Source organism: Curtobacterium sp. MCPF17_003 (assembly GCF_003224385.1).
In the GTDB taxonomy this organism is placed as follows: domain Bacteria; phylum Actinomycetota; class Actinomycetes; order Actinomycetales; family Microbacteriaceae; genus Curtobacterium; species Curtobacterium flaccumfaciens.
Genome location: NZ_QKLC01000003.1, coordinates 203743 through 220330, shown reverse-complemented (window position 1 = coordinate 220330; position 16588 = coordinate 203743). Strand labels below are relative to the sequence as shown.

The 16588-nt window shown below is 70.5% G+C and carries 16 protein-coding genes; 11 read left to right on the top strand and 5 right to left on the bottom strand.

What is annotated here, in order from left to right; translation table 11 throughout:
• Window positions 1-37 precede the first annotated feature (37 nt).
• The gene (locus DEJ30_RS05055) at window positions 38-1063 is read left to right on the top strand and encodes an LLM class flavin-dependent oxidoreductase (RefSeq protein WP_110859318.1); all 1026 of its coding nucleotides are present in this window, start codon (window positions 38-40) and stop codon (window positions 1061-1063) included.
• A 101-nt stretch (window positions 1064-1164) separates the two neighbouring features.
• On the opposite strand, the gene DEJ30_RS05050 is transcribed toward DEJ30_RS05055, so the two are convergent.
• From DEJ30_RS05050 to DEJ30_RS05040, 3 genes are all read right to left on the bottom strand, one after another.
• A complete protein-coding gene (locus tag DEJ30_RS05050) occupies window positions 1165-2379 on the bottom strand; it encodes a glycosyl transferase (RefSeq protein ID WP_110859317.1) in 1215 nt (404 codons plus the stop codon).
• Complete coding sequence (locus DEJ30_RS05045; protein WP_110859316.1) at window positions 2376-3188, bottom strand: mannosyl-3-phosphoglycerate phosphatase; 813 nt, start codon at window positions 3186-3188, stop codon at window positions 2376-2378. The genes DEJ30_RS05050 and DEJ30_RS05045 overlap by 4 nt, the downstream gene beginning before the upstream one ends.
• Before the next feature lie 186 nt (window positions 3189-3374).
• Window positions 3375-4067, bottom strand: coding sequence for an SDR family NAD(P)-dependent oxidoreductase (locus DEJ30_RS05040; RefSeq protein WP_110859315.1), 693 nt, complete (start codon window positions 4065-4067; stop codon window positions 3375-3377).
• A 117-nt stretch (window positions 4068-4184) separates the two neighbouring features.
• Here DEJ30_RS05040 and DEJ30_RS05035 point away from each other — a divergent pair, with 117 nt between their 5' ends.
• Complete coding sequence (locus DEJ30_RS05035; RefSeq protein WP_110859314.1) at window positions 4185-5045, top strand: helix-turn-helix transcriptional regulator; 861 nt, start codon at window positions 4185-4187, stop codon at window positions 5043-5045.
• A 31-nt stretch (window positions 5046-5076) separates the two neighbouring features.
• On the opposite strand, the gene DEJ30_RS05030 is transcribed toward DEJ30_RS05035, so the two are convergent.
• Complete coding sequence (locus DEJ30_RS05030) at window positions 5077-5439, bottom strand: DUF4267 domain-containing protein (RefSeq protein ID WP_110859313.1); 363 nt, start codon at window positions 5437-5439, stop codon at window positions 5077-5079.
• A 107-nt stretch (window positions 5440-5546) separates the two neighbouring features.
• Here DEJ30_RS05030 and DEJ30_RS05025 point away from each other — a divergent pair, with 107 nt between their 5' ends.
• The 4 genes from DEJ30_RS05025 to DEJ30_RS05010 all read left to right on the top strand — a co-directional run bounded on the left by DEJ30_RS05025 (window position 5547) and on the right by DEJ30_RS05010 (window position 8006).
• Window positions 5547-6083, top strand: a complete 537-nt coding sequence (locus tag DEJ30_RS05025) for a TetR/AcrR family transcriptional regulator (protein WP_110859312.1) — start codon at window positions 5547-5549, stop codon at window positions 6081-6083.
• A gap of 186 nt (window positions 6084-6269) precedes the next feature.
• Window positions 6270-6776: a hypothetical protein gene (locus tag DEJ30_RS05020; protein WP_146238498.1), complete on the top strand. Its 507-nt coding sequence runs from the start codon at window positions 6270-6272 to the stop codon at window positions 6774-6776.
• Between the two features lie 63 nt (window positions 6777-6839).
• Window positions 6840-7535 (top strand): YafY family protein, encoded by a 696-nt coding sequence (locus DEJ30_RS05015; RefSeq protein ID WP_110859310.1) that lies wholly within the window; start codon window positions 6840-6842, stop codon window positions 7533-7535.
• Between the two features lie 96 nt (window positions 7536-7631).
• Entirely contained in the window at window positions 7632-8006 is a 375-nt protein-coding gene (locus DEJ30_RS05010; protein WP_110859309.1) for a VOC family protein, read from the top strand.
• Window positions 8007-8015: 9 nt separating this feature from the next.
• Here DEJ30_RS05010 and DEJ30_RS05005 read toward each other — a convergent pair whose 3' ends face one another.
• Window positions 8016-8411: a MerR family transcriptional regulator gene (locus DEJ30_RS05005; protein WP_110859308.1), complete on the bottom strand. Its 396-nt coding sequence runs from the start codon at window positions 8409-8411 to the stop codon at window positions 8016-8018.
• A 56-nt stretch (window positions 8412-8467) separates the two neighbouring features.
• Here DEJ30_RS05005 and DEJ30_RS05000 point away from each other — a divergent pair, with 56 nt between their 5' ends.
• The 5 genes from DEJ30_RS05000 (at window position 8468) to DEJ30_RS04975 (ending at window position 16547) form a co-directional block, all read left to right on the top strand.
• A complete protein-coding gene (locus DEJ30_RS05000) occupies window positions 8468-9178 on the top strand; it encodes an SDR family oxidoreductase (RefSeq protein ID WP_110859307.1) in 711 nt (236 codons plus the stop codon).
• Window positions 9179-9625: 447 nt separating this feature from the next.
• Window positions 9626-13480 carry a TIM-barrel domain-containing protein gene (locus DEJ30_RS04990; protein ID WP_220032928.1) on the top strand — a complete coding sequence of 1285 codons (3855 nt, stop codon included), beginning with the start codon at window positions 9626-9628 and terminating at the stop codon, window positions 13478-13480.
• A gap of 222 nt (window positions 13481-13702) precedes the next feature.
• Window positions 13703-14608 (top strand): hypothetical protein, encoded by a 906-nt coding sequence (locus tag DEJ30_RS04985; protein ID WP_110859305.1) that lies wholly within the window; start codon window positions 13703-13705, stop codon window positions 14606-14608.
• Window positions 14596-15888 carry a hypothetical protein gene (locus tag DEJ30_RS04980; protein WP_110859304.1) on the top strand — a complete coding sequence of 431 codons (1293 nt, stop codon included), beginning with the start codon at window positions 14596-14598 and terminating at the stop codon, window positions 15886-15888. Before DEJ30_RS04985 ends, DEJ30_RS04980 begins: the two co-directional genes overlap by 13 nt.
• Window positions 15885-16547, top strand: coding sequence for an ABC transporter ATP-binding protein (locus tag DEJ30_RS04975; protein ID WP_110859303.1), 663 nt, complete (start codon window positions 15885-15887; stop codon window positions 16545-16547). The genes DEJ30_RS04980 and DEJ30_RS04975 overlap by 4 nt, the downstream gene beginning before the upstream one ends.
• The last annotated feature ends 41 nt before the right edge of the window (window positions 16548-16588 follow it).

The following is a 16588-nucleotide window of genomic DNA, read 5'->3' as shown; positions in this document are numbered from 1 at the left end:
GACGGACCCGGCACGGCGCGTCTGGCACGATCGACCCATGCCCCTCGACGGAACTCCCCTGCACCGGCTCGGCTTCCTGACGATCGGGTCGTTCGACCCCGCCCGACCGTCCGAGGGCCACGAGGACACCCTGCGCGTGATCGAGCGCGCCGAGGCCCTGGGCTTCGACAGCGCCTGGCTGCGCCACCGGCACCTGCAGCACGGCATCTCCTCGCCGGTCGCGGTGCTGGCCGCCGCCTCGCAACGCACCTCGCGCATCGACCTCGGCACCGCCGTCACCCCGATCGGCGCGGAGAACCCGTTCCGACTGGCGGAGGACCTCAGCACGGTCGACGTGCTCCTCGGTGGCCGCCTGAACCCCGGGTTCTCGGTCGGCACCCCGATGCACTTCGACCTGTACAGCGACGCGATCTACCCCGACACCCTGGAGCACGAGGACCTCGGCAACGGGCGGCTCCTGCGCTTCCGTGACCTGGTGCGCGGCGACCCGGTGACCGAGACCGTGGAACGTCGTGGCATCGAGGAGTTCGCGAGCACCGTCCAGCCGCACAGCGCCGGCCTGGCCGACCGGATCTGGTACGGCACCGGCAGCACGAGGTCGGCCGTGTGGGCGGGCGAGAACGGCTTCCACCTGCTCACCTCGAGCGTCACGCGCAGCGAGGTCGGCACGGACTTCGCCACGAACCAGCGCGCCCAGATCGACGCCTACCTCGACGTCCACCCCGACCCCGCTGCCGCCCGCGTCTCGCAGGGCCTGGTCGTCATCCCGACCGACACCGCGACGGCCGAGCAGGAGGCCCGCTACCGCGCCTACGTCGACAGGCGCTCGGGCCGCGTCGGCGTGCCGATGGGACCCGCCGGGATGCTCTTCGCCGCCGACCTGGTGGGCACGTCGGCCGAGATCGCGGACCGGCTGCGTGCCGACGTCGGCTACCAGGCGGTCACCGAGGTCGCCTTCGCGCTCCCGTTCTCGTTCGAGCCCGACGACTACGTCCAGATCACCACGGACATCGCCGAGCGGCTGGGTCCGGAACTCGGCTGGGCACCGAAGCGCGCGGCCTGAGAACGGCGCCAGAGCGACGGACGGGAGGCACGGGGCCAGCTGGCACCGTGCCTCCCGTCCACCGTTGACCCGCACCCAGGGCGCACGCCCAGGGCGCCGGATCAGTCCTGCTGGTCCGCCTCCACCGCGTCCCGCAGCCGGTCGAGCACGTCCGGCACCGCCGAGCGCACCCGGCTCCAGCTCGGGATGAACGGCTTGTCGTTCGGCCGCGCCGTGAACGCGCCGCCGGCGTCGAGGATCGCCTTGGTGAAGAGCTCCACCGCGGCTTCCTCGGCGTGCTGGTCGAACGCGAGCCCGCTCATCTCGGCTTCGTGCCGGTACACCTCGACGATGTCGAGCGCGTTCCGGTAGTACGTCGCCTTGAGCACCCGGAACGAGTCGGCCGTGAGCGGGACGCCCATCGTCGCGAGCTTCCGGAGCAGCGACTGCACGATGTCGTTGCCCATGCGTGCGAGGCCGCCGGTGCCGTCGGCCTCGGCGAGGGGCTGGTGCTTGTGGTCGTACGCGTCGGCGATCTCCACCTGGCACACCTGCCGGGTCGCGTAGTCGCGGTAGACCTCGGAGAGCATGCCGATCTCGAGTCCCCAGTCGCCGGGGATCTTCAGGCCGTTCAGCACGTGGGCACGCATCGCGAACTCGCCGGACAGCGGGTACCGGAAGCTGCTGAGGTACTCCAGGTACTCGGACTCCCCGTAGACCTGGCGGAGCGAGCGGAGCAGGGGCCCGACGAGCAGCCGTGCGGCGCGGCCGTTGATCCGACCGTCGGCGACGCGGGCGTAGTAGCCCTTCGAGAACTCGTAGTCGAACGCGGGGTTCGCGACCGGGTAGAACAGCCGCGCGAGCATGCCCCGCTCGTAGGTGGTGATGTCGCAGTCGTGCAGGGCGATGCAGTCCGCCCGCTCCGACGCCAGGGCGTACCCGGTGCAGTACCAGACGTTCCGGCCCTTGCCGGGCTCCCCCGGTGCCAGGCCAGCGCGCTCCAGTTCGGCGTCGAGCTCGCGCAGCCGCGGCCCGTCGTTCCACAGGATCCGGTGCCGCTGCGGCAGCCGCGAGAAGAACTCGCGGGCGTGCTCGAACTGCGAGCGGTCGGCCCGGTCGAGCCCGATCACGATCTCGCTGAGCCAGTCGGCCTCGGCCAGCTCGTCGACGATCCGCGACAGGGCCGGACGCTCGAGCTCGGAGTACAGCGCCGGCAGGATCAGGCTCATCGGGCGCTTCTCGGCGAAGCCGCGCAGGTCTTCTTCGAGGCTCGCGGTGCTGCGGCGACCGAGGTCGTGGAACGTCGTGATGACGCCGTTCTGGTGGAAGTCGCTCATCGGTGGCTCCTGACGGACGGGGTGGTGAATCGGGTGAGGCCCTCGGTCCACCCCTGCGGGCCGGGGGCGGTCGTGCGGTGGACGCGCTCGGGTCGGTCGTCGGCGAGTGGTCCGGGTGCCGGGCCGTGTCCGCGGACCACGACGGCGAAGTCGACCGCGTCGAGCATCGCCGTGTCGTTCGGGCCGTCACCGAGTCCGATCGTGCGCGGGACCGTCCCCGTCCGACGCTCGTGGTCGGCGGTCAACGTCCGGACCGCCGCGCCCTTGTCGCGGCCCGCCGCCAGCACGTGCCAGAACCGGCCGCCCCGCACCAGGTCGAGGCCGACCGCGGCGAGCGCCGCGCGGAACGCGTCCGCCCGGTCGTCGTCCTCGGCGTGCCAGAGCAGCACCTCGGACGCCTCGCGCTGCTGCGCTCGTCCGGCCGCTTCGAGGTCGAGCCCCGTCCACGCGGCGACGACCGCATCGGTCACGCCACCGAAGGTCTCGAACCGCAGATGCAGTGCCCGGCGGACGCGGGCGAGTCCTGCGTGCAGCCGCTCGAGCTCGCCGTCGCCCGGTCCGACCAGCACGTCGCCCGCCGGTCCGACGACGACCGCGCCGTTCTCCGCCACGAACGCGTGCCCGTCGAGCCCGGAGCGTGCCTGCAGCGCCGTGATCTCGGCACGCGTCTTGCTGCTGCAGAACACCACGGGGACGTCGTCCGCCCGCAGCTGTTCCAGCATCGGCAGGGCCGCGTCGAACGAGTAGTCGTGGTGGTCGAGGAACGTCCCGTCGAGGTCCGTGACGATCATCAGGTCGGGTGTTGGCATCGTGCTCCGCTGGCGGCTGGCTGGGCTGCGGGCGACGATGCCCCCGCACCACCCTGCCACGCGCATGCGTCGGTTGGGTGAACAAGCCGGCGTCGGTCGCCCGACGCGACCAGCGGACGGACGGGAGGCACAGTGCCAGCTGGCACCGTGCCTCCAGCCCGTCACGGAGTGGGGATCGCCGCGCCGTCACCAGGGCAGGGTGCCCTCGCGATCCGTGACGGTGCCGGTGGGCGTGTCCGCACCGAGGGTCGCGACCCGGACGGCCGCGTCGGCGCCCTCCTCGACGCTGTGCCCGAGGTTCCCGGTGAACTCCGTCGCGGTCTGGCCGGGGTCCACCGCGTTGAAGCGGACGTCCGGCGTCGTCTTCGCGTACTGCATGGTCAGCATCGTGACCGCCGTCTTCGACGACCCGTAGGCCGCGAGCGGGTACCGCGACTCCACGCGTTCGGGGTCGTGGATCATGGTGAACGATCCGAGGCCGCTCGTCACGTTGATCACGGAGGGCTGCGCGGACCGCCGGAGGACCGGCAGGAACGCGTTCGTCACCCGCACGACGCCGAAGACGTTCGTCTCGTAGACCGCGCGCAGCTGGTTGACGGTCATGTCCTCGGGTGCGGTGACGTCCCCGAGGATGCCGGCGTTGTTGATCAGGACGTCGAGGTGCCCCGCCTGGTCGAGGATCGTCGCCGCGGCCGCGACGACCGAGGCGTCGTCCGTGACGTCGAGCTGCACGAACGACGCCCCGAGTTCCTCGGCGGCTCGCCGACCGCGATCGGTGTCGCGGGCGCCGATCCACACGGTGTGCCCGGCGGCGATCAGCCGTCGCGCGGTCTCTCGGCCGATGCCCTTGTTGCCGCCGGTGATGAGGGTGTTCGTCATGGATCTCCTTCGAGCTCGTTGCTGGTGGTGAGGTGACCAGCGTGCGCCGCTGCGGGATCTCCAGCCACGGAAGGACAGTCCTACCCAGCGGCGGGTCCCCGCGCGGAGAATGGTGGGGTGTCCGCAGACCAGGTCGAAGCCCTCGGCGATCTCCTCCGATCGTGGCGGGGTCGGCTGACCCCGGAGGACGTCGGGATGGAGTCGTACGGTCGGCGCAGGACGGCGGGACTCCGCCGTGAGGAACTCGCGCAGCTCGCCGGTGTCAGCGCCGACTACGTGATGCGGCTCGAGCAGGGCCGCTCCCGCACCCCCTCGGCCCAGGTCGTCCAGGCGCTCGCCCGTGCGCTCCAGCTCGACCGAGCCGAGACGGACCTGTTCCACCGCGCCGCCGGACTCGCCTCACCCCGGGCCGGCGTGGTGTCCCGCCACATCCCACCCGGAGTCCAGCGGATGCTCGTCCGGATGGGTGACCTGCCGCTCGCCGTGTTCGCCGCCGACTGGACACTGCTGCACTCCACGCCGCTCTGGCAGGCGCTCTTCGACGCGCCGTCGGTGCGCGGGGACCCCGAACAGAACCTGATCGTGCAGACCTTCCTCGACGACCGGATCGCCGAGATCGCGACGGCGCACGGTGGGCCGGAACCGTTCGAACGCGCCCTCGTCGCCGACCTCCGACGCACCGCCGGCAGCCTCGGCGGCGACCCCGCGTTCCGCGCGTTCATCGCCCGGCTCCGGACCGAGAGCGAACGCTTCGCCGGGTACTGGGACGAAGGACGAGCCGCGGCACACCAGTCGCTCGTGAAGACGGTGCACAACCCGACCGTCGGCGACGTGGTCCTGGACTGCGACGTCGTCACCGTGCCCGACTCCGACATCAAGCTCGTCGTCTACTCCACGCCCGAGAGTGGCCCCGACGCCGACAAGCTCGACTTCCTGCGGGTGCGTGCCGTACGAGCGGCGGAGGTCGTCGAGCGATGACGATCCGCGCCACGGGGTCGACGGCGAAGCTCTAGCCGAGGGCGAGCACGAGCCCGGCGACGATGAGCACGACCGCCGTCGCACCGTGGACGGTGAGCGCCTGGCGGAGCGTCCCGCCGTTCGTGACGACGATGATCGCGTCACCGATCGGGGTGATGGCGGCGGCGAGCAGCACCCAGCCGAACGCGTGCGGACCGGCGACGAGCAGGACCACCAGCGGCACGATGCCGGAGGTGATGTCGCGGACCCCCTTGATGCTCGTGAATGCCCTGCGGCGGTCCTCTGCCACGCCGAACCCGGCTGTGGCGACCGTCGGTGCGAGGAGGAACCGGCCACCGATGAAGAGGATGAAGAGGCATCCGAGCACGGCGACTGCGAGTGCGGCGATGAACATGGGGGAACCTTCCGGTGATTGCCTAACGTCGTTCTGTAACGACGTTAATGCGGCCCTTTCCCCATGTCTAGTATTGTTAGGTAACCTTGTTCTGTTACCCTTTCACCATGTCTCCTCGACCCGCTCCCGACCTCGACGACCGGCGCGCGCAGATCACCCAGGCGGCTCGCGGGGTCGCGGCAGCCGAAGGGTGGGACGCCGTCACCATGCGACGACTCGCGTCCGAGATCGGGGTGACGCAGCCCGTCATCTACTCCGCGTTCACCGGCGGCCGACAGGCGCTGATCGACGCGGTCGCGCTCGAGGGGTTCAAGGCGATCGCGGTCGCGATGGAAGCCGTGCCAGCGGACCCGCGGGCCCGGATGCAGGCGTACCTCGGGTTCGCCGTCGACCAGCCGCGGGTGTACGACGCGATGTTCTCCATGCCGTCCGGGATCGAGTTCGGGGCGGGCACCGCCCCGGACGCGCTCCAGCGCGCCTTCGCCGCGATCCACGAGGCGTTCCCTGGGCCCGACGGCACCGAGGCCGAGGTGGCATGGGCGACGCTCCACGGATTGGCGACCCTCGAGATCGGCGGGCGGCTCCCCGCGTCTCGGTCGGCCGCTCGACTCGACTTCGCCCACCGCGCGCTCACCGGGCATTGAGCCGGACGTGAGCCGCAACGGACTGGAGGCACGGTGCCAGCTGGCACCGTGCCTCCAGTCCGTCGTCGTCACCCGTCGAGTGCCGCAGCCCGGCCACCGGGACGCGTCACCAGGGAACCGTGCCGCCGTCGAGATCGAGGAAGCGGAGTCCCGGCTCCTGGAGAATCCGCAGTGGACACTGTGACCGTGAACGAACGATTCCGCGGCCTCGCCCGCACCAGCACCGGCGTCCTCGTCCTGACAGCGGCGCTGACCATGACCGGCTGTAGCAACACCCCCGGAGGCAAGACCGTGGACCCGTCCGACGCCGAGAAGTCGATCGTCGATGTCGTCAAGGAGTCGACCGACGCGGTCGGCGGCGACTGGACCGTCTACCGCGGCCCCGCTGCCGAGGTCTGCACCCGGTCGGGCGGCCAGGAAGGCGCCCGCTTCGTGTACATCCTGGAGCGAAGCGGCACGGACGGCGGCGGCGATCCGGCAGCCGACATCCGCACCGTCGAGGAACTCTGGAAGGCCAAGGGGATCACGACGGAACGGTTCGAGAGCGGCGGCGCAGACCCGCTCACCGGCATCCGCGGCGTCGACGGCCCCGTCACCTCGATCGGCTTCAACGCCTACCCGCAGCGCTACAGCATCACCGGCGTCTCGAAGTGCTCCGACGGCGATGTGCAGGAGCTGCGCTCCGCGGAGTAAGCCCCCGTCACACGAGACGGCGTGGATCGGACGGAAGGTCGACGCGCGGGGGAAGATGACGAGGTGAACCGCACCGACCGGCTCTACGGCCTCGTGGAGGAGTTGCGCGCTGTCTCCCCGCAACCGCGGAGCGCGCGTCGTCTCGCGGAACGGTTCGAGGTGTCGGTGCGGACGATCGAACGGGACATCTCCGCGTTGCAGCAGTCGGGTGTGCCGATCTGGGCTGAGCCCGGCCGGACGGGTGGGTACGTCATCGACGCGTCCGCGACGCTCGGCCCGGCGGGCTTCACGCCGGATGAGGCCCTCGCGGTGCTGATCGGGCTCGGCTCACTGGGGCGCAGTCCGTTCCGGCACGCCGCGCACACCGCGGCCAGGAAGACGCTCGCGGTGATGCCCGCCGGCGACGCCGCACGAGCCAGCGCACTGGCATCCCGGGTGCACTTCCTGGAGGACGACGAGGACACGGTGGTCCCGGCCGAGTTCGCGGCGGCCCTGCGCGCGGATCGAGTCGTGCGGCTCCGGTACCGGGACGCCGACGGAGCGGAGTCCGTCCGAGACGTCGAACCGCTGGGGTCGATCGGGAAGGACGGTCAGTGGTACCTGATCGCCTGGTGCCGGATGCGCGACGGGGTGCGGGCGTTCCGGGGTGACCGGATGCTGTCCGTCGAGGTCACCGACGAGCGGCCCGCGCAGCGCGTCCTGCGATCCGAGGACCTCGCGATCCAGTACGGACGACTCCGGCCGGTCCTCGACGAGTAGCTGCGCCGTCGGTTTCCGGAAACACCGACAGGACGGTGTCGCGACGGCCGGAGAAGCTGGTCACTCCGAGTCAGCAGCACCACCGTGAGGAACCCCATGTCGTTCGCATCCGTCCGCATCATCACCGACGACCTCGAGGGCATGGTCGCCTTCTACGAACGGGTCACCGGCCAGCAGGCCGAGCGCCCCGCACCGGTCTTCGCGCAGTTCAGCGGCCCGGGTGGGACCCTCGCGATCGCCAGCACCGCGACGGTGGCCATGCTCGGCGACGCGCTGACGCCCGCGACGAACCGCTCCGTGCTCATCGAGTTCGAGGTCGCCGACGTCGACGGCGACTTCGCCGGACTGCAGCTCAGCAGCGACGACGTCGTCCTCGAACCGACCACGATGCCGTGGGGCAACCGCTCCGCACTGGTCCGCGACCCGGACGGCAACGTCGTCAACCTGTTCAGCAGGCCCGCCGCCAGCTAGTCGGGGCGCTCAGGCGGCGGCGGCGTTCGCCGACGAGCGGCACTCCTCCGGCGGCCGCCCCGCGACGGACTCCGCCGCGATGTCGCGGAGCCGCGCGAGGCGGTCGTGGGTGGCACCGAGGGTCTCGATCTGGCGTCGGATGCGATCGCTCTCCTCGTCGAAGTGGTCGAGCATCGTCCGCGTCGCGACCCCGGTGTCGAGGAAGGGCAGGAGTTCGACGATCCGACGACTCGGCATGCCCGCCGCGTAGAGCATCTGCATGAAGCGCACCCGCGCGACATCGGGCTCGCGGTACTCCCGGTGTCCGCCCGTGGTCCGCTCGGACTCGAGGAGGCCCTGTTCCTCGTAGTACCGCAGCGACCGGACGCTGACGCCGGCCCGTTCTGCGAGTTCACCGATCCGCATCGTTCTGCCCCTCGGACTTGATTCTGACGTTGACGTCAGGTTCTAGCGTAGCGGGCATGAACCTCTCTGGAGCCACCGCCCTCGTCACCGGCACGAACCGCGGTATCGGACGCCACCTCGCCGCGCAGCTGATCGCCCGTGGGGCGAAGGTCTACGCCACCGCCCGACGCCCTGACCTGATCGACCTCGAGGGCGTCGAGCGCCTCGCCCTCGACATCACCTCCCCCGCGTCCGTCACAGCGGCCGCCGCGGTCGCCACCGACGTCGATCTCCTGATCAACAACGCCGGGATCGCGACCACGGCGACCTTGCTGGGCGATCTGGACGCAGCGCACGCCGACATGGACACGAACGTCTGGGGCACCCTGTCCGTGATCCGCGCGTTCGCGCCGGTCCTGGCGGCGAACGGCGGTGGGAGCATCGTGAACATCGCCTCGGGCGCCTCGTGGCTCGCCATGCCCGGAGCCTCCGCCTACGCGGTGTCGAAGGCCGCCCTGTGGAACATGGGCAACGCGTTGCGCCACGAGCTGGCCGGACAAGGGACCGCGGTGATGTCCGTGCACCTCGGAGTGGCCGACACCGACATGACCGCGGGGGTCTCGATGGCCAAGACCGACCCGGCAGACGTGGCGCGCGCGACCCTGGACGGGGTCGAGCGCGACGACTACGAGGTCGTGGTGGACGAGCAGGCCGCGCTGATCAAGCAGATGCTCGCCGGCGACCCCAAGGAGCTGTACGCGGTGGTGGCGCAGATGCTCGCGTCGTAGGGGCGGGCCGAGAACTTTCAGCCGGCCGTCTTCGTTCTCCGTCACCCAGGCCGAGCACACGAGGCGGAACCCGGGAGCGAATGCTTGCAGCAACCCTCCACGAACGGCGCTCGCCAGCGGGGTGACGGCCGTGCTTGGAGGTGGACCCCACCAGCCGGTACCGGCGCACCGCGCCAGCGGGGTGACGGCCGGACTGGAGGCACGGTGCCAGCTGGCACCGGGCCTCCAGTCCGTCAGCGGCTCGAGTCCAGGGCCGCGCACGACGCGACCACGACACTGACCGGTGCGGCGGGAGCCGCGAAACGAGCCGCCGACGGCTGCCCCTTCCTCGGGGGCCATCCGCGTCGTATGGTTTACAGCGTTGTAAACGGGCCGCCGCAGGGACGGCCCGCAGGTCACGGCCGTTGCACGGCCCGATGGACGACGACGTCCACGAGGAGCACCCACTTGCGCCCCATCTCCTTCCGTTCCCGAGGGCTGCGCCGCGCGCTGTCGTCGGGCATCGTCGCTACGACCGCCCTCGGCATGCTCGGGATCGCCGCGATCCCGGCCGCCGCGGACCCCGCAGCGGCGCGCACCGTCGTCTCGGGCCAGGCCCGGTTCGAGGTGCTCTCCCCCACGCTGATCCGCACCGAGTACGCCGGCGACTCCCAGTTCACCGACGGCAGCACCTTCAACGTCATCGGGCGTGACGACTTCGCCCCGACGACGTTCACGAAGACCGAGCGGGACGGCTGGCTGACGCTCGACACGGGCGCGATGACCGTGCGCTACAAGGAGGGCTCGGGGGCGTTCACGCAGGACACCCTGCAGACCACCGTGACCACGGCGTCCGGCCAGCGGGTCACCGGCACCCCGTGGGTGTCGACGCCGACCCCGTCCTGCACGATCGGGTCGCTCTGCGAGGCCGAGACGCTCGGACTCACCGGTCTGTCCCTCGCCACGGACCACACGGGCTTCACCGGAGCCGGGTTCGCCGCGGGCTTCGAGTCCGTCGGCAACGCCATGACCTTCACGACCACGGCGGAACGTGCCGGATCGTACGACCTCGCCCTGCGCTACGCCAACTCGCAGGGCGGCGACGGCCAGGTCGCCACCCGCACCCTCAGCGTGACCGTCGACGGCGGAGCCGCCAAGACGATCCGGCTCGCACCCGGCGCGAACTGGGACGACTGGAAGACCACCGCCGCCACGACGCTCGACCTGACGGCGGGCGAGCACCGCGTGCGCATCGAACGCACCGCGGACGACTCCGGCCGGGTGAACGTCGACAGCCTGGCCCTGGTCAGCACCGGTGCTGCCTACCCGGCGCCGTCGACCACGGTCACCGGCGAGGACTGCGCGTTCGGCACCGTGTGCCAGGCCGAGGACTCGGCACGGACAGCCCCTGCGACGACCGCCACGAACCACAACGGCTTCGCCGGAACCGGCTTCGTCGCCGGGTTCGAGCGTGCCGGGGCGCAGCTGACGACCCACGTCACCGGCGTGCCGGCCGCGGGCGACTACGCCCTGCAGGTCCGCTACGCCAACGGCTCCGCCGGGACGCCGACGCTCACCGCGGCCCCGGCCGGTCAACAGGCGACCACTGCACCGCTCCCGAAGACGAGCGGCTGGGACTACTGGAACACCGCCACCGTGCCGGTGCACCTGGCCGCCGGCAGGAACGACGTCGTGATCGGGTGCCCGACCGTGGCGAACAACTGCAACGTGAACTTCGACACCGTCGCCGTGGTCGACACCGCGTCGCCGGTCCTCGCCGCGCACGCCCCGCTCGGTGGGTACCGACGCGACCTCGACACCGCCAACGGATCCGTGAAGACGAACCCGGGTCTGCTCTACCAGGACGGCTGGTCACTCCTCGACGACAGCGCCTCGGCGTTGTACGACCAGGCGAACGACACCGTCACGCCGGCGGGTGACCACGGCGGCGAGCGCTACCAGGACGGCTACGTCTTCGGGTACGGCTCCGACTACCGCCATGCCCTGCAGGAGCTCGCCGTCCTGACCGGTCCGACGAAGCTGCTCCCCCGCTGGGCGTACGGCGTCTGGTACTCCGAGTACTACGACCGTTCGCAGGCCGACTACCTGGCGATCGCGAAGCAGTTCGAGGACGAGGACGTGCCCGTCGACGTCATGGCGATCGACACCGACTACAAGATCGGCAGCACCACCAACCAGGGCGACAGCAAGTGGAACGGCTGGTCGGTCGACCCGTCCCGGATCCCGGACATGACCGGCCTGCTCGCCGACTGGCACGCCGAGGGCATCCACAACACCCTCAACATCCACCCGTCGATCTCGAGCCAGGACCCGCAGTTCGCGAAGGCCCAGGCCACTGCGAAGGGCAAGCTCACCAAGGGCGACGGCGACCGGTACCTGTTCGACTGGTCCGACCCCGACCAGCTGAAGGCCTACTTCGACCTGCACACCTCGCTGCAGCCGAAGGGCGTCGACATGTGGTGGCTCGACTGGTGCTGCAGCGAGAACTCGAAGTACTCCGCGAACGGCGTCACCCCCGACGCGTTCATCAACCAGCAGTACGCGAAGTACACGGACCAGGCGCTCGGCGGCCGGGGGCTCGCGTTCTCGCGGGCGTACGGCTCGCTGACCGCCGGTGGCTACGGCAACCCGCAGGCGGTCCCGACCGGACCGTGGGCGGACAAGCGCACGACCGTGCACTTCACCGGCGACACCACGTCGTCGTGGGACATGCTGCTCGCCGAGGTCGGGTACACCCCGGGTGAGTCCGCTGCGACCGGCTTGGCCTCGGTCAGCCACGACATCGGTGGCCACAACGGCGGGCAGTACGGCATCGAGGGCGCCGAGGAAGGCACGACCCAGCTGCCCGAGGACCTCTACGCCCGCTGGGTGCAGCTCGGGACCTTCCAGCCGATCGACCGCCTGCACAGCAACCACAGCGACCGGCTGCCGTGGCAGTACCCGGCCGCCGCCGAGGCCTCGGCCAAGCAGTTCCTGAACCTCCGCGAGGCCCTGGTCCCCCTGACCTACACGCTCGCGGCCCAGGCCACCGAGACCGGCACGCCGATCCTGCAGCCGCTCTACCTGCAGTACCCCGAGGCGCAGGAGTCCTACGCCCAGGCCGGCTCGGAGTACCTGTACGGCCCGGACGTGCTCGTCGCCCCGGTCACCACCGCGAACGACGACTCCGGCAAGGCGACTCGGTCCGTCTGGTTCCCGGCCGGCAGCTCGTGGACCGACTGGTTCACCGGCAAGACGTACGCGGGCGGCACCACCGCCGACGTGACGACCGACCTGAACAGCATGCCGGTGTTCGTGAAGAGCGGCGGCATCGTCCCCACCCGCTCGGAGCAGGTCGGGAACGACGCCGCACCGCTCGATGCCGTCACCCTGACGGTGGCGACCGGAGCGAACGGCTCGTTCGACCTGCACGAAGACGCCGGCGAGGACGGCGCTGCGGACAACGCCGCCGACACCGCGAAGTCGAGCGCGATGACCACGGCCGCCGCGTCCGCGAAGGCCGCGGCGGGCAGCGCTTCCACCGCCGTCCGCTACACGCAGCAGGCGACCGGCGGTTCGCTCGCCATCGCCCCCACCGACGGCTCCTTCGCCGGCCAGGTGCAGGACCGCTCGTGGACGGCGACGTTCACGAACGCCGACCGCCCCCGCACCGTCACCATCGACGGCCGAGTGATCACGAACACCGCGTGGACCTACGACGCCGCCACCCGCACCATCACCGTGCCGGTCGACGAGCGGTCCGTGACGAAGCGCACGGTCGTGGCCTTCAGCAGCAAGGCGGCGGCGACCCCGGCCCTGCGGGTCGAGTCGCCTCGGGTCGATGCGGGCGACACGCAGACCGTGACCGGCAGCGGGTTCCCGGCCGACACCGATGTGGCGCTGGCGACCGCGCCACGCATCGGCGGGGCCACCGCGCACACCGACGCGAGCGGTGCGTTCTCAGCCGACCTGCGGGTGCCGGGCACGGCGTCCGGTCGGGTGACCGTCACCGCGTCGGTCGACGGTGTGGCCCTGGCTCGGGCCGCCTTCACCGTCGTGGCTGCGGCTGCTCCGGCGCCGACAGCGTCGCCGAGCGCAGGCACGCCGGGCAGCGGCGCTCCGACGCCGGGTGACAGCGGATCCGGTACACCGGGCGCGGCAGCGCCGGGCAACGGTGGCGCGGATGCGGGCAGCGACCCGGGCGGCGCACTGGCCTGGACGGGCGCGAACCTGCTCCCCCTCGGGCTGCTGGCGGCGGCACTGCTCGCGGCCGGTGGACTGGTGTGGACGCTGCGGAGCCGGCGACGGCGCGCGCGTGCCTGAGCCCGCCTGATCTGTCGCCCTGGGCGGAACTGATCGACGGACGGGAGGCCCGGTGCCAGCTGGCACCGGGCCTCCAGTCCGTCCGCGGTCGCGCTGCAGATCCCCGATCAGGCGTCCGCAGGACGGTTGCGACCGAAAACAAGGTTGCTCGACAAAACGTTCTACGTCTGACATGTTAACGGCTCGTGAGCATGTACACCCGCTGCGGCGTGAGGAGAAGACGTGACGAAGCAACAGATCACGGCAATCGCGGGCCTGCTCCTGCTGGCCACGCTGTTGGCGGTCTTGATCGGGGTGTTCGACGCTCGCCGACGTGTGATCGCCGCGGAAGGCAATGACCTCCGCACGGGCCAGAGCGCGTGGGTGACCGCGACCCTCGACGATCTCGAGCGTGCGCGGAGCGCCTTCGAACCGGGAACCAAGGTGTTCGTGGAACTCGATGATCGTGTCCGCGCCGTTGCGATCCTGTCGGGACGGTGGACAGATGTCCCCCTGCACGAAGGGCATGCCCTGACCAGTGGTCCCGGCGAAGCCCTCGCCGGCGCGGACGTCAGCGTCCACGGTGACGACATCGCGGTCGGTGGCACGACCTACAACGTGGTGGGACGTCTCGGCGTCCGCGCCGACAGTCTGCTGTCCGATGAGGTGGTCATCGCCGATCCGTCGCGGTTCTCCGCGTCACCACAGCGGCTACTCCTGGACGGCCCGAGCAGCGCCCACCACTACAGCGCACAGTTCCCCGACAGGAGCGTCGAGATCATCGACGACGGCACGAACCGCAGGACGAACGTCGACGCTGTGTCGCCAGTTCTGGTCGCGCTGGGCGCACTCGTCGTCGTGCTCGTCGCCGTCGTCGCTGGCTTGCAAGCTGGACGATGGGAACTCCGCGCCGCCGCCGTCCGATTCACCACGGGGATCCGACCACTGAACACCCTTCGCAGCGCGGCCGCCAGAGTGGCTGCGATCGGCACCGCCGCCTCTACGGCTGCCCTCGCGGGCGCGGCGCTCGTCAGGCAGACCACCAGCCTCGACCTCGACGTCACCACCGCAGTCGTCGCGGTCGGAACGGTCATGCTCGCCGTCGCCGTCGCTTCGTTCTGGCAGGGAACCCGACGATGGAACTGCTGAACGACCTCCGGTCCAACTGGACGATCATCGTCGCCAAGATCGTCCTGCTCGTGCTGCTCGCACTCTGCTGGCACAACGTGGCATCGTTCACCCAGTCCACATCGCAGGCCGTGGCCCAGGGCCTGTCCGCCGATGCCGACGTCGACCTCTACACGGTGATCGACGATCTCGACCCGGACGCTTTCGAAGCGATCCGGCGAGACCAGCACGCGCTCGACGCAGTCGCATCATTCGCCGACCGCATCGACGACGAGCCCGGGTTCGACTTCATCTCCTCGTACGACCAGCCCGTCACCGTCCAGGACTTCCGCGGCGACGACCGCTTCGACGTCGGGTACGGCACCGAGTACACGCTCAACGGGAAGTACCAGGACGAGTCTGGACGGAGCGTTCAGGACATCAAGTCCATCCAGCTCAACGAGACCGCGTACGAGTTCGCGGGGCTCTCCGTGCAGGACGGCAAGCCGATCGAGTGGAGCGCTGTCGACTGGGGATCCGGCCGGATCCCGGTGCTGCTCGGCAACGAGTACCGCGGCGTGTACGAGCTCGGCGAGCGACTCACCGGAGCGGTCATCCTGCAGGAGCAGGAGCTCGAAGTCGTCGGATTCCTCGAACCGAACAGCGCCATGTACTTCCGCGGTGAAGCCAACCACTACCTCGACGACACCGTCATCGTGCCCTACCCGCCGACACTCGCCGGACTCGACCGAGCAGCACTGGACCGGCTGGATCCCGAGCTGTTCGGGCGCCTGGTGTTCCAGATGCTCAACGCCGATCTCGCCGTCGATCACCGCCTCGATTTGGGAGGCGTCGTCGCGCGTCTCGACGCGATCGGAAACGACACCGGCTTCCGGTCGTACACGTTGCTCGGAGTTCCGGCCTACCTCGTGCAGCTCTCCCTCGTCCGCCAGCTCATCCAGGACAACCTGGTGCTCGTCACCGCGCTGCTCGCCGTCCTCACCACGGGCGTGGGCATCATCACGGCGTTCCTCCACCGGCTCCTGCATCACCGTCGAGCGCCAGTGGCACGGGTGCACCATCTCCTCGGGAGGAGCCCGGATGCCACGAACCGACTGTTCCGCGCAAGCCGCCTGACCGAGTACACCGCCGCGCTCGGGCTGTTCCTCGCGACCAGCGCGCTGCTCCCCAACGACAGTGCGATGGCACGACTCGGAGCCGGCACCGCCCTGCTCCTCTGGTGTGTGGCGGACGGCGTACTCGGTCGACGAGCCGTCCGCATCGAACTGACCGCCCAACGCCGAAGAGGTACCCCACGATGATCGTGCTGCGCGACGTTTCGAAGACCATCACCGAGCCCGACGGATCGACCCGAGCACTGTTCGACCGACTCGACTTCGACCTTCATGAAGACGATCACTCGGTCGCGATCACCGGGCGGAGCGGATCCGGCAAGAGCACGCTCCTCCGGATCCTCGCCGGCCTCGACACGGACTTCGGCGGGACCTACGAGCACGACGGGCGCGTGCTCGAGCGCACCGCACGGAGGATGGCGGCGCACCGACTGCGACACATCGGCATCGTCACCCAGGACCACAGCCTCCTCAGCGACCGCAGCGTGCTCGACAACGTCCGGCTCGGCGTTCCTGCTCGCGCTGATTCTGCCGCCCGAGCACATGACGCCCTCGAGGCGGTCGGCATCAGTCACCTCGCTGGCAAGCGCCCACGACGACTGTCAGGAGGAGAAGCGCAGCGCGTCGCGATCGCTCGAGCCATCGCGAAGCGCCCTGCCGTCGTCCTCGCCGATGAGCCCACCGGCGCACTGGACGAGACGACCGAAGACGACGTGCTCGCCCTCTTCGACCGGCTGCAGCAAGCAGGAAGCAAGTTCGTGATCGTCACCCACAGTGAGCGCGTTGCACAGCGATGTGGACGGCAACTCCAGCTCCACCACGAGCAACTCATCGCGCGCGGCACGTGAGGGACTGGAGGTGGGCCCCACCAGCCGGTACCGGCGCACCG

Bases quoted from the DNA above. Each gene is read 5' to 3' on its own strand.
- DEJ30_RS05030 (WP_110859313.1), bottom strand. From the start codon at position 5,439: ATGTTCATCGCCGCACTCGCAGTCGCCGTGCTCGGATGCCTCTTCATC.
- DEJ30_RS05010 (WP_110859309.1), top strand. From the start codon at position 7,632: ATGTCGTTCGCATCCGTCCGCATCATCACCGACGACCTCGAGGGCATG.
- DEJ30_RS04975 (WP_110859303.1), top strand. From the start codon at position 15,885: ATGATCGTGCTGCGCGACGTTTCGAAGACCATCACCGAGCCCGACGGA.
- DEJ30_RS05005 (WP_110859308.1), bottom strand. From the start codon at position 8,411: ATGCGGATCGGTGAACTCGCAGAACGGGCCGGCGTCAGCGTCCGGTCG.
- DEJ30_RS05050 (WP_110859317.1), bottom strand. From the start codon at position 2,379: ATGAGCGACTTCCACCAGAACGGCGTCATCACGACGTTCCACGACCTC.
- DEJ30_RS04980 (WP_110859304.1), top strand. From the start codon at position 14,596: ATGGAACTGCTGAACGACCTCCGGTCCAACTGGACGATCATCGTCGCC.
- DEJ30_RS05045 (WP_110859316.1), bottom strand. From the start codon at position 3,188: ATGCCAACACCCGACCTGATGATCGTCACGGACCTCGACGGGACGTTC.
- DEJ30_RS05040 (WP_110859315.1), bottom strand. From the start codon at position 4,067: ATGACGAACACCCTCATCACCGGCGGCAACAAGGGCATCGGCCGAGAG.
- DEJ30_RS05025 (WP_110859312.1), top strand. From the start codon at position 5,547: ATGTCTCCTCGACCCGCTCCCGACCTCGACGACCGGCGCGCGCAGATC.
- DEJ30_RS05055 (WP_110859318.1), top strand. From the start codon at position 38: ATGCCCCTCGACGGAACTCCCCTGCACCGGCTCGGCTTCCTGACGATC.
- DEJ30_RS05000 (WP_110859307.1), top strand. From the start codon at position 8,468: ATGAACCTCTCTGGAGCCACCGCCCTCGTCACCGGCACGAACCGCGGT.